At 73.5% G+C, this 9,985-nt stretch carries 15 protein-coding genes; 8 read left to right on the top strand and 7 right to left on the bottom strand.

The features are described from left to right. The 4 genes from DEJ22_RS11460 to DEJ22_RS11445 all read left to right on the top strand — a co-directional run bounded on the left by DEJ22_RS11460 (nt 1) and on the right by DEJ22_RS11445 (nt 3,255). Entirely contained in the window at nt 1-1,035 is a 1,035-nt protein-coding gene (locus DEJ22_RS11460; protein ID WP_111227916.1) for a dipeptidase, read from the top strand. A gap of 169 nt (nt 1,036-1,204) precedes the next feature. After that, entirely contained in the window at nt 1,205-2,143 is a 939-nt protein-coding gene (gene cysK / locus DEJ22_RS11455) for a cysteine synthase A (protein WP_111227883.1), read from the top strand. Then, nucleotides 2,140-2,724 carry a serine O-acetyltransferase EpsC gene (gene epsC, locus DEJ22_RS11450; protein ID WP_258379689.1) on the top strand — a complete coding sequence of 195 codons (585 nt, stop codon included), beginning with the start codon at nt 2,140-2,142 and terminating at the stop codon, nt 2,722-2,724. The genes cysK and epsC overlap by 4 nt, the downstream gene beginning before the upstream one ends. Nucleotides 2,725-2,775: 51 nt before the next feature. Further along, entirely contained in the window at nt 2,776-3,255 is a 480-nt protein-coding gene (locus DEJ22_RS11445) for an MmcQ/YjbR family DNA-binding protein (RefSeq protein ID WP_111227884.1), read from the top strand. On the opposite strand, the gene DEJ22_RS11440 is transcribed toward DEJ22_RS11445, so the two are convergent. Then, complete coding sequence (locus DEJ22_RS11440) at nt 3,157-3,792, bottom strand: MOSC domain-containing protein (RefSeq protein ID WP_111227918.1); 636 nt, start codon at nt 3,790-3,792, stop codon at nt 3,157-3,159. The genes DEJ22_RS11445 and DEJ22_RS11440 overlap by 99 nt on opposite strands. 108 nt (nt 3,793-3,900) lie before the next feature. Between DEJ22_RS11440 and DEJ22_RS11435 the strand changes: the two genes are divergently transcribed. The 4 genes from DEJ22_RS11435 to DEJ22_RS11420 are packed head-to-tail and all read left to right on the top strand — an operon-like array spanning nt 3,901 to nt 5,667. Then, the gene (locus tag DEJ22_RS11435) at nt 3,901-4,077 is read left to right on the top strand and encodes a hypothetical protein (protein WP_181430946.1); all 177 of its coding nucleotides are present in this window, start codon (nt 3,901-3,903) and stop codon (nt 4,075-4,077) included. Nucleotides 4,078-4,124: 47 nt separating this feature from the next. Beyond that, on the top strand, nt 4,125-4,679 hold the full coding sequence (locus DEJ22_RS11430) for an RNA polymerase sigma factor (protein ID WP_111227885.1): 555 nt from the start codon (nt 4,125-4,127) through the stop codon (nt 4,677-4,679). Next, complete coding sequence (locus DEJ22_RS11425) at nt 4,676-5,362, top strand: hypothetical protein (protein ID WP_111227886.1); 687 nt, start codon at nt 4,676-4,678, stop codon at nt 5,360-5,362. Before DEJ22_RS11430 ends, DEJ22_RS11425 begins: the two co-directional genes overlap by 4 nt. Then, nucleotides 5,359-5,667 (top strand): hypothetical protein, encoded by a 309-nt coding sequence (locus DEJ22_RS11420; protein WP_146241788.1) that lies wholly within the window; start codon nt 5,359-5,361, stop codon nt 5,665-5,667. Before DEJ22_RS11425 ends, DEJ22_RS11420 begins: the two co-directional genes overlap by 4 nt. Before the next feature lie 96 nt (nt 5,668-5,763). Here the strand turns inward: DEJ22_RS11420 and DEJ22_RS11415 are convergent, their stop codons facing one another. The 6 genes from DEJ22_RS11415 to DEJ22_RS11390 all read right to left on the bottom strand — a co-directional run bounded on the left by DEJ22_RS11415 (nt 5,764) and on the right by DEJ22_RS11390 (nt 9,945). Beyond that, nucleotides 5,764-6,624 (bottom strand): aggregation-promoting factor C-terminal-like domain-containing protein, encoded by an 861-nt coding sequence (locus DEJ22_RS11415; protein WP_181430947.1) that lies wholly within the window; start codon nt 6,622-6,624, stop codon nt 5,764-5,766. Between the two features lie 274 nt (nt 6,625-6,898). Continuing rightward, nucleotides 6,899-7,360 (bottom strand): MarR family winged helix-turn-helix transcriptional regulator, encoded by a 462-nt coding sequence (locus DEJ22_RS11410; protein ID WP_111227888.1) that lies wholly within the window; start codon nt 7,358-7,360, stop codon nt 6,899-6,901. Between the two features lie 165 nt (nt 7,361-7,525). Further along, nucleotides 7,526-8,188, bottom strand: a complete 663-nt coding sequence (locus tag DEJ22_RS11405; protein WP_111227889.1) for a GntR family transcriptional regulator — start codon at nt 8,186-8,188, stop codon at nt 7,526-7,528. A 145-nt stretch (nt 8,189-8,333) separates the two neighbouring features. Continuing rightward, nucleotides 8,334-8,762: a DUF1810 domain-containing protein gene (locus DEJ22_RS11400; RefSeq protein WP_111227890.1), complete on the bottom strand. Its 429-nt coding sequence runs from the start codon at nt 8,760-8,762 to the stop codon at nt 8,334-8,336. Beyond that, the gene (locus tag DEJ22_RS11395) at nt 8,759-9,550 is read right to left on the bottom strand and encodes a DUF2071 domain-containing protein (protein WP_181430948.1); all 792 of its coding nucleotides are present in this window, start codon (nt 9,548-9,550) and stop codon (nt 8,759-8,761) included. Before DEJ22_RS11395 ends, DEJ22_RS11400 begins: the two co-directional genes overlap by 4 nt. Next, nucleotides 9,547-9,945, bottom strand: coding sequence for a DoxX family protein (locus DEJ22_RS11390; RefSeq protein WP_111227892.1), 399 nt, complete (start codon nt 9,943-9,945; stop codon nt 9,547-9,549). Before DEJ22_RS11390 ends, DEJ22_RS11395 begins: the two co-directional genes overlap by 4 nt. Between the last annotated feature and the right edge of the window lie 40 nt (nt 9,946-9,985).

Raw genomic sequence — 9,985 nt, 5'->3', positions numbered from 1 at the left:
ATGACGTTCGACTCCCTCGCCTTCCCGGTCATCGACGGCCACAACGACCTGCCGTGGGAGCGACGCGAGTCCCACGGCTCCGGTGTCGAGGGGATCGACACCGAGGACGGCACCCTGCACACCGACCTGCCGAAGCTGCGCGCCGGCGGGGTCGTCGGGCAGTTCTGGTCGGTGTTCGTCCCGTCGGACGATCCCGACCCCGTGCGGACCACGCTCCAGCAGATCGACACCGCGCTCCGGATCGTCGAGCGGTACCCGGACGACCTGGCGTTCGCGCGGTCCGCCGCCGACGTGCGCGCTGCCGTGGCAGCCGGTCGGATCGCGTCCCTGCTGGGCGCCGAGGGCGGACACTCGATCGGCGACGACCTCGCCGTCCTCCGCGCCTTCGCCCGGCTCGGCGTCCGCTACATGACGCTCACCCACAACGACGACACCCCCTGGGCGGACTCGGCCACCGGTGCGCGCGCACACGGCGGCCTGACGGACCGCGGGCGCGAGGTCGTGGCTGAGATGGAGCGGATCGGCATGCTCGTCGACCTGTCGCACACCGCGCCGACCACCATGCGCGACACCCTCGACGTCGCGACGCGGCCGGTCGTGTTCTCGCACTCCTCGACGGTGGCGGTCGACGACCACCCGCGGAACGTGCCCGACGACGTGCTCACCCGGATGGCCGACAACGGGGGCGTCGTGATGATCACGTTCGTACCGAAGTTCGTCTCGCGCGCGTGGGCCGACTGGGAGGAAGCAGGTTCCGAGGGGGAGCCGCCGCTCGTCACGGTGGCGGACGTCGCCGACCACGTCGACCACGCCCGCGAGGTCGCGGGCGTGGCCCACCTGGGCCTCGGCGGGGACTACGACGGCACCCCGGTGCTGCCGCCGGACCTGCGGGACGTCTCGCGGTACCCGGTGCTCGCCGAGGAGCTCCGGCGCCGCGGCTGGGCCGACGACGACCTCTGGGCGCTGGCCGGCGGGAACGTGCTGCGGGTGCTCGAGGCGACGGACGACCGGTTCGTGCGGAGCGCCCTGCGCTGAGTCGTGCGGTCGCGGTGGGGAGGACCGCGGCCGGGAGGCGCGGTGTGCGCCCGCCACGTCAGCGGACGTCATCGACAGGGCACCGCAGGACGCCCTCGCTAGGATCGCGGGGGACCACAGCGCCACCACCGTGGGCGGCGCACGAACCCGACCCGAAGGACGGCAACGGATGACCGGCACCATCTACGACAACATCTCGCAGGCGTTCGGCAACACCCCCCTGGTCCGGCTGAACCGCCTGCCGGAAGCCGACGGCGCAGAGGTCCTGGCGAAGCTCGAGTTCTACAACCCCGGGTCCAGCGTCAAGGACCGCCTCGGTGTCGCGATCATCGACGCGGCCGAGGAGTCCGGCGAACTGCGCCCGGGCGGCACCATCGTCGAGGGCTCGTCCGGCAACACCGGCATCGCACTCGCCCTGGTCGGCGCAGCACGCGGGTACCGGGTCGTCATCACGATGCCCGAGACGATGAGCGTCGAGCGCCGTGCGCTCATCCGCGCGTTCGGTGCCGAGATCGTCCTGACGCCGGGGTCCGAGGGCATGAAGGGTGCCGTCGCCCGTGCCGGTCAGATCGTCGACGAGACGCCGGGAGCCATCCTGGCCCACCAGTTCGAGACGCCGGCGAACGCCGCGATCCACCGGAAGACCACGGCCGAGGAGATCCTCCGCGACACCGAGGGCCACGTGGACGTGTTCGTCGCGGGCGTCGGCACCGGCGGCACCATCACGGGTGTGGGGCAGGTGCTCAAGGAGCGTGTCCCCGGTGTGCAGATCGTCGCCGTCGAGCCGAAGGACTCCCCGCTCCTCACCGAGGGCAAGGCCGGTCCGCACAAGATCCAGGGCATCGGCGCGAACTTCGTGCCCGAGGTGCTCGACCGTGACGTCATCGACGAGGTGTTCGACGTCGAGCTCGACGACGCCCTCCGTGTCGCGCGGGCGCTCGGCACCGAGGAGGGGATCCTCGCCGGCATCTCGTCCGGTGCGATCATCCACGCAGCCGTCGAGATCGCGGCTCGACCCGAGAACGCCGGCAAGCGCGTGGTCGCGATCGTGTGCGACACCGGAGAGCGCTACCTGTCCACGCCGCTGTTCGAGGGGCTCACTGCGTGACGCGTGCCGTCCGACGCGGCGTGCTGCGGACGGTCCGCGAGGACCTCGCCGCAGCACGCCGCGGCGACCCCGCTGCCCGGGGTGACCTCGAGAACGCGGTCGTCTACTCGGGGCTGCACGCGATCTGGACGCACCGGCTGACGCACCGTCTCTGGTTCGCCCGCGGGCTGCCCGGATCGCGGTTCGCGGCGCGGGTGATCGCGCAGCTCGCCCGCTCCGCCACGGGGATCGAGATCCACCCGGGCGCGCGCATCGGCCGGCGGTTCTTCATCGACCACGGGATGGGTGTCGTGATCGGCGAGACGGCGGTGATCGGCGACGACGTCGTGGTGTTCCACGGCGTGACGCTCGGCGGCCGGGGCGGCGAGCACGGTCCCGGTCGACGACGTCACCCCACGGTGGGCGACCGGGTGGTGCTCGGCGCCGGGTCCTCGCTCATCGGAGCGATCGAGGTGGGCGCCGACTCGGTGGTCGGCGCGAACACGGTCGTCACGAAGGACGTGCCCGCGGGTTCGGTCGTCACCGGCGTCGCCGGCACCGCACGCCCGCGGTCGGGACACGAGGGCGTCCCGACGCTCTGACCGGGCGTCCAGTGCTCCTCGCCATCGCGGCGCGTGCGGCATGCTGGGACCGTGGACGGCGCAGCACTGCACGAGGTGACCATGCGGACCGCGCTGGCGCTCCCCGCGGTCGAGGAGACCCAGCCGTTCGGCGAGCAGTCGGTCGTGTACAAGGTGGTCGGCCGCATGTTCGTGCTCGCGACGACGTTGCGCGGCGTGCCGATCGTGAACCTGAAGTGCGCCCCACCGCACGGTGCCGCGCTCGTCCGCGACCACGCCGAGGTCACGCCCGGGTGGCACATGGACAAGCGTCACTGGATCACGCTGGCGCCCGGCGACGGGATCGACGAGACGATGGTCGAGGACCTTGTGGCGAACTCGTACGACCTCGTGGTCGCCGGGCTCCCGCGCCACCGTCGGCCGCTCGACCCGGTCGGACGGCGTGCGGAGGGGTCAGACCCGGCCGCGGGCCAGGACCTTGGAGACGTCGCGGACGACCTTCGGGGCGAGACGGTCACCCGACTCGAGCACCGCGCGGGCACGATCAGGTGACAGTCCGGCCGAGATCTCGCCGATCGTGACGCCGTGCGCCGGTCGGTGCGTGACCACGACCCGGTCTCCCGCCGCCACGGGGCCGGAGTGCAGCACGCGCAGGTAGGCACCCGGCCGGTTCTCGGCAGCGAACCGCTTCACCCAGCCGTCGATCCGCATGCGTCGGGCGAAGGTGCCGCACGGCGTGCGCGGGATCGTCACCTCGAGCTCGAGGGAGTCGCCGACCCGCCAGCGTTCACCGGTCACGGCCCCGGTGACGTCCACCCCGCTGGTCCGGAGGTTCTCGCCGAAGAGCCCCGGCGGGACGTCCCTCCCGAGCATCTCGGCGAAGTACGCCGCGTCCTCGTCGGCGTAGGCGTAGACGGCCTGGTCCTCGCCGCCGTGGTGCTTCCGGTCCGCCTGCACGTCGGCGTGGAGCCCGAGCGGCCGCACCCGCACCGGGCCGTCGACGCGCCGTTTGTCGATCGCGGTCACGCCGATGGTCCCGGAGTCGCGGAGGAGCTGTTCGACGCGGCAGACGGCGGTGACGAGGGACATGTCACCCACTCTGACGCACACCGGCCCGATCTGCGAAGTCGCGCGCTTCCGGTGTGACGATCGGCGCCCGGAGCGCGTCTCACCGGTGGAACCCGGAGGAGACCGACCATGACCGACACCACGACCCCGCGCCACCCGTACGCAGCGCTCCGCGACGTTCGGACCTCGTCCGTGCACGGCCTCGCGCAGGTGCGCGTCCGCTCGCTCGGCACCCGCCCGGTGGGACCCCTGCGCGTGACGTCGTCGGCACCGGCCCCCGCACGCCCCGCCGTCCCACACCCGTGACCGACGACGTCCAGACTTCCCCCACCCGTGACCAGTAGAAGGAACCCGTGCAGCACCAGCCCCTCGCCGACCTCGACGACGCCGTCCTCGCGGGTCGGTCGTCCGACGGCGACGTCCGGGCGTTCGAGGTCCTCATCCGGCGGTACACCCCGCTGCTCCGTGCCTACGCCCGACGCACCCTGGGGTCGACGGACGAGCTCGACGACGTCGTGCAGGAGACCTTCATCACGGCCTGGAACCGTCTCGACGCCCTCCAGGACGGCGCGAAGGTCAAGTCGTGGCTGATGCGGATCCTCAGCCGGAAGTGCATCGACCGCATCCGGGCCCGCCGCGAACACCTCGACGTCACCGAGCTCGAGGTCGCGGCACCGCGCGACGACGCCCCGGAGCGTGTGGCCGAGGCCCGGTCGCGCGAGGAGGCGGTGGAGACCGCCCTGGCCGAGCTCCCGGAGGCGCAACGGCGGTGCTGGGTCATGAAGGAAGTGCTCGAGTACCGCTACGAGGACATCGCGGAGGAACTCGACCTCCCCGTCTCGACGGTGCGTGGCCTGCTCTCCCGTGCGAGGAAGAACATGATCCGTCTCATGGAGGCTTGGCGATGACCGGACCCGACGACGTGCGCCTCGACGCACTCGAGCCCGACGACCTCGACGGCCACACCATCGACGAGCTCGCCGACTACCTGGACGTCGGCATGCAGCCGCCGGACCCGAGCATCGACGACTCCGCCGCCTGCCAGAACGCGCTCGCCGCGATCGTCCGTCTGCGACAGTCGTCACTCGGCTCCCTCGACGCGGCCGCCGCCGAGGAAGCACCGGCCGACGAGTCGTGGATCGGCGGTGTCCTGGCGAACATCTCGCTCGAGGCCCGTGCGGGACGCGACGTCCCGCTCCGCCCCAGCGCGCCGACGGAGCGACCCGTCCTGACCGAGGGAGCGATCCGCTCGCTGGTCCGTTCGGCCGGCGACGTCGTGCCCGGCGTCGTCATCGCGCGCTGCTCCCTCGAGGGCGACGTCACCCGGCTCGACGCACCGGTCCGCGTGCTGGTCGAGCTGGCGGTGCGTTCCGGCGTACCGATCCGAGCCGCGGCGGAGCGGGTCAGGCGGGCCGTCGCCGAGGTCCTCGAGGAGCAGACGGACCTGCTGCTCGCCGGCATCGACGTCCGTGTCCGCGACCTCCTGCCCCCGCTGCCCGAGGAGACCGCCCGACCGACCCCGGACACCGCACGCGCCGACGACACCGACGACGACACCGACGACGACACCGACGAGGAGGACCGCCCGTGACCATGGACGACGAGACCGTCGCGGCGATCGAGGCCGCGGTCCTCCGGGTTCCCGGCGTCGCCGAGCTGTACCGCGCCAAGCCGACGCTCGGCAGCGCCCTCGACGCAGCACGGCAGATCGCCGCACGGACCTCGGTCTCGCGGGTGGTCCTCGACGACGACGTCCTGCGCGTGGTGATCGGCACCGACGGCTCGGTGCCCGCACCGGCGACGGCGCGTGCCGCGCACGTCGCCGCGCTCGAGGCGGCGGCCGAGTACGGGGTCGCGCTCGGTCGCGTCGACGTGCGGGTCGCGCGGATCGGCTGACGGCTCGACACCCGCCACACGACGGACGGGAGGCGCGGTACCGATCGGTACCGCGCCTCCCGTCCGTTGCTGGTGACGTCCGTCACCCCGCGCGGCTCAGTAGAAGTTGTTCGCCTGCGAGTGCGCCCACGCCGCGCACGGGGTGCCGTAGGCCGCGCTGATGTAGCGGAGCCCCCAGGTGACCTGCGTCGTGGCGTTCGTCTGCCAGTCCGCCGCGACCGTCGCCATCTTCGACCCGGGCAGTGCCTGCGGGATGCCGGTGGCACCGCCGTTCGGGTTGACGGCCCGGTAGTCCCAGCCGGACTCCTTGGTCCAGAGGCTGTCGAGGCACCGGAACTGGTCAGCGCCCCAGCCGTACTGCGATGACGCCATCGACGAAGCGGTCGCCTTGGCGCCCGCCACGGTGTTCGCGGCCGCCTGCCGCTGGGCTGCCTCGGCCGCCGCCTTCGCGTCGGCCTCCGCCTTCGCTGCCGCCGCGGCCGCCGCTGCTGCCGCGTCGGCGTCGGCCTTGTCCTGCGCGGCACTGGCCTCGGCGACGTCGGTGGCTGCGTCGACCGTCGAGGCGATCCGCGACGTGATCACCGCCCCCGACATCTCGCGGTAGTCGGAGAGGGCCTGCACCTGGCGCTCGAGGGCCGCGGTGTCGGTCTTGTCGTTGGCGTCGGCGAGGACGGTACGGGCCGTCGCGATGGTCGCCGCGGCCTGTGCCCGGTCGAGCGACTCGCCGTGGAGCGCCGGCGTGCTCGACGCGCTCGCCGTCGGGGCGCCGATCGCGTCGCCGAGGGCCGGCTGGGTGCCGACGACCGCGATGCCGCCGACGAGCGCCACCGCGGCTGCTCCGCCGGTCACGAGGGCGGTACGGCTGCGGAGGGCGCGACGGACACGTCGGCTCGGGGTGTCGAGCGCCTGTCGTCGGGTGGTCGCGGTGATGGGGGGTTCGGGGGAGGTGCGAGTCATCGGTTCCGGTGGTCGGCCGGCTCGATCCGCGGTGCCCGCGCACGCCGTGGGCCGGCACGCGGGGTGGGGGAGCGTGCACGGTCGTCGTCGGGGGCGCCGCGAGCCGGGGGAGGACCGGACGGTGGTGTGGGGCCCGTCCGTCCGCCGCTGGGCGACCGCGCGGCCGCCAGCTCGGGCGAAGCCGACACGATGACGCGTCAGCCTGGGCACCGGGTCCAGGAGGACTGGCAGAACCGTCCGTCCACCCACCGGTAACGGTTCGGTAACGGCGCGTTCAGTGCTCTCCGGTGGGAACTTCCTGGGCGCGGTCGCCCTGGCCGATCCGTTCGAGGGCGCCGAGGGCAGCGGCGATCGTCTCGACGTCCTCGACGGGCAGGTCGGCGATGAGGCCGGCGACGATCCCGGTGCGGTCGGAACGAGCCCGTTCGACCGCGGCGATCCCCTCGGGTGTGGCCGACACCATGAAGGCCCGGCCGTCACGGGGATCGGCCTCACGCGCGATGAACCCACGCTGTTCGAGCTCCGTGAGGATCCGGGTCATGGTCGGCTTCGTGACCACCTCGATCCGCGACAGGTCGCCGGGGCGCAGGGGTCCCTCGGCCTGGATCGTCGCGAGCGCGGAGACGAGTCCGTAGCCGAGCGCGGCCGAGTCGGTCCGGGCGCGCCGGTTGATGCGACCGACGGCGGCCGCCAGGCGCGCGGCGATCTCGGTGCGGTCCGGCTGGCGGTGGCTCATGCGGTGCTCCGGGGCGTTGGGTCGGGACGGATCGGTACGGGTCGGAGCGATGCTACCGGTCGCCGGAGGCCCGTGACCGACCAGGCGGAGGGCGCCGGTCGGCCGGACAGTGACGCCCGCCCGGGGTGTCCGGACGAGCGTTCCTGTGCGCGCTCTCAGGATGACTCAGGGCCGGCCGTGGTGCTTCTCGCCCGGCAGCAGGTGGATCGCCTCGGTCGCGAGCTCGGCGGCGACGTTGTCGCCCGACTCGGTCGCGGCACGGAGGCGCCGGAAGTCGGTCGTCAGCTGGTCCCAGTCCAGGAGCTCGTCGAGGTTCGGCAGGCGGAGCCGGAACGCCAGACCGTCCGTGGTGTCGCGGCAGACGCGCTGCAGGTTCTCGTTGCCGCAGGCGTCGACGTACAGCCCGAAGACGTCGAGGGCGTCGTGGTTCACGGCGGGCACGTCGTGCGCCTCGAGTTCCGCGATCGTCCGGTCGAGCTGCGCCAGGATCTTCTTCCGGGCGGCGGCGGTCAGTCGGGGGACCGCCAGGCGGACGACGCCGCCGAACAGGACGCCGAGGGTCTGCATCGCCTCGACGACCTGCGCTGGATCGGGCGTCGTCACGCGGGTGTACCGGTTCGGGGCCATCTCGATGAGCCCAGCGCGGGCGAGCTGGCTCAGGGCCTCGCGGATCGGCGTGCGCGAGACGCCGAGCCAGGCGATCAGCTCGTCGTCGTTGAGCCGCTCCCCGGGCTCGAGCGTGCCGTCCATGATGGCGGCGTGGATCTTGTGGCGGACGGTGTCGCGCAGGAGCTGGTGCTCGGTGGGGGCGCTGCTGGGGACCGGCATGCGGGTGTCCTCGTTCTCGCTGGACGATCGTGACGGCGCCGGACCGGTCGGTGCGGACGCGTCATCACCGTACCTGATATGTGAACGGTCGTCCGGCGGCTCCTCGTCGGATCGCTCGCGCGCCGCCTCCGCGCAGGAGGAGCGCTCAGTCGTCGCCCTCGAGCAGCCGGACCGTCAGGGGGTCCTCGGTCCCGTGGAACCACCGGTCGAGCACCGCACGGTACGGCGCCGGGTCGTCCGCCGCACGAGCGAACAGCGTCATCGACGAGCGGGCCTTCATCGCGTCGACGCCGCCGAACAGGTCGTCCGCGCTGCGGGCCGGTGCCGCGGCGGCCACCTCCGCGGCCTGCACCAGGCGCGGTCCGAGCACCGGGTGCGCCAGGTACGCACGCGCCTCGTCGAGGCCGTCGACCGCGTAGTGCTGCGCGGTCGCGCTCCGGCCGAGCCCCGCGAGCTGCGGGAAGACGAACCACATCCAGTGGGACCGCTTGCGGCCGTCGCGCAGTTCCGCGAGCGCCTGGTCGTGCACGCCGTCCTGGGCACGCACGAAGCGCTCGAGGTCGCCACCGCTCACCGGACGACCTCCCCCCACGCGTAGCGGACGGTGGTGCCGTCGACGACGAGCAGCGAGTCCGGCTCGTGGTCGAACAGCCCGGGTACGCCCACCGCGGCGGGCAGGTCGCCCTCGAGCCGCTCCAGCCGGGCCGACCGGATGGTCAGCGGCGCGTGCTGGCGCTGCCAGAAGAGCGTCTGTGCCAGGTGGCGCGCGTGGATGCCCGCGCGCGTGGTGAGGTCGACGGCGAGCGGGGAGTCGACGACGTCGCCCGCCGTGACCCGGACCACGGCGTCGTACCGGGGTCGCGGCGTCCTCGGCTGCCGGGTGCGCAGGACGTCCCGCACCCAGCGGACGGGGTGAGCGGCCCGGGCGGGGTGCCGCACGGACCGGTGGTCGAGCGTGTCCCCGCGGCGCGAGGCCCGGACGTGGGCGAACGTGTACGGGACCCCGAGGAGCGTGTTGGCCGCGACGATCGCGGGAACGTGCCCCGTGTCGACCGTGCGGTAGACGATGCCCCGCCGGCCGCGGGTGTCGATCGTCGGGACCTCGATCGTCACCTCGGTCATCGATCCGAGCCGGCGCGACGGCGGGAACGGCGGGATCGCCGTCTGCCGGAAGACGTAGGCGGTCAGGCCCACCCACGCGCTGCCGTCGACGACGTCGGGGCGGGTCCCGCGCGGGACGAGCCGGGCGAGCGACGCCGGGTCACGGCGCCAGTGCGCGAAGACGACGTCTTCCCACGCGTGCACCGCGACGGGGCGGTGCAGCAGCGGTACCGCCGCCCGGTCCCGTACCGCGTCGGTCACCGTTGCGGCGCGTGACGACCGACGCGCACGGCCCAGGCGAGGAGCGGCGCCTGCAGGGGTAGCCGCAGCACGGACACGATCCGGGCGGCTCGGGAGGAACGGGGGCTGTCGAGCAGGTCGCCCGCCATCTTCACGTTGGCCGGGAACACGGCGAGGAAGAGCGCCGCCGCAGCCCAGCCCGACGCGCGACGGGTCGCCGAGACCGCGAGGCCCGCCGCGATCCCGAGCTCGGCGACGCCGGACACCAGGGTCGTCAGCCGCGGCGGGAGGCCGGCCGGCACGATCCGGTCGTAGCCGCGGGGTCGCAGGAAGTGGGTGACGCCGGCTCCACCGAGGAGCACGGCGAGCATCGTGGCCGTCCGGGTGGCGCGCCGGGCGCGCTCGCGTCGTCGCATGGATCCATCGTGCCCCTGCCCACCTGACAGGCCGGCGACG

Origin of the sequence: Curtobacterium sp. MCSS17_007 (assembly GCF_003234175.2) — a bacterium.
GTDB lineage: Bacteria > Actinomycetota > Actinomycetes > Actinomycetales > Microbacteriaceae > Curtobacterium.
This window is presented reverse-complemented; position numbering and strand designations above follow the sequence as displayed.